The sequence below is a fragment of the Pandoraea sp. PE-S2R-1 genome (genome assembly GCF_002179865.1).
Classification (GTDB): domain Bacteria; phylum Pseudomonadota; class Gammaproteobacteria; order Burkholderiales; family Burkholderiaceae; genus Pandoraea.
In genome coordinates this window covers 1-474 of record NZ_NGUR01000110.1, presented here as the reverse complement: position 1 = coordinate 474, position 474 = coordinate 1, and the positions used below count along the sequence as shown (strand labels likewise).

General features: G+C 65.2%; 1 protein-coding gene. It reads left to right on the top strand.

Features of this window, described 5'->3' with window-relative positions; all coding sequences use genetic code 11:
* Positions 1-315 (top strand): MerR family DNA-binding protein (locus CDV44_RS27275; protein ID WP_170936133.1); only part of this gene is annotated, 315 nt, incomplete at its 5' end.
* Positions 316-474 lie beyond the last annotated feature (159 nt).

Sequence of the window (474 nt, the reverse complement as noted above, 5' to 3'; positions counted from 1 at the left end):
GACCTGATTCGACGTGCGCAGAATGCCGGTTTTTCGCTTGAGGAAATCCGCTCGATTCTGCCGCCGGATCTGAACGCGTGGCCGCACGACACGCTGCTGGCGGTCTTGCGTCGCAAGGTGGAGGAGATCGACGCGCTTGAGCGGAATCTGGCGCTAACGAAGCACAGCCTGTCGACACTGATCGATGCCATCGAGCATCGTGCTGAAGGAGAGGACTGCCAGGTGGCGGCGCAACGCGTACTCGCGTCGGTGCGTCAGAGTCAGGACACGCCGGGCACGGTGCCCAGGCGTGTCGCGGGCAGGAAGCGCGCCTGACCCCTAGCCCCTTGACGCGGGCGAAGGATTCATCGGCCCGCGAGCATCGCGCGCGCCCTCACTGCCGCATGCCGATCGCCAGACGATTGAACGCGCTCATCAGGGCGACGGCGAAGCTCAGGTCGGCGATTTCGGCTTCGGTGAAGTGTTCGCGCAGCG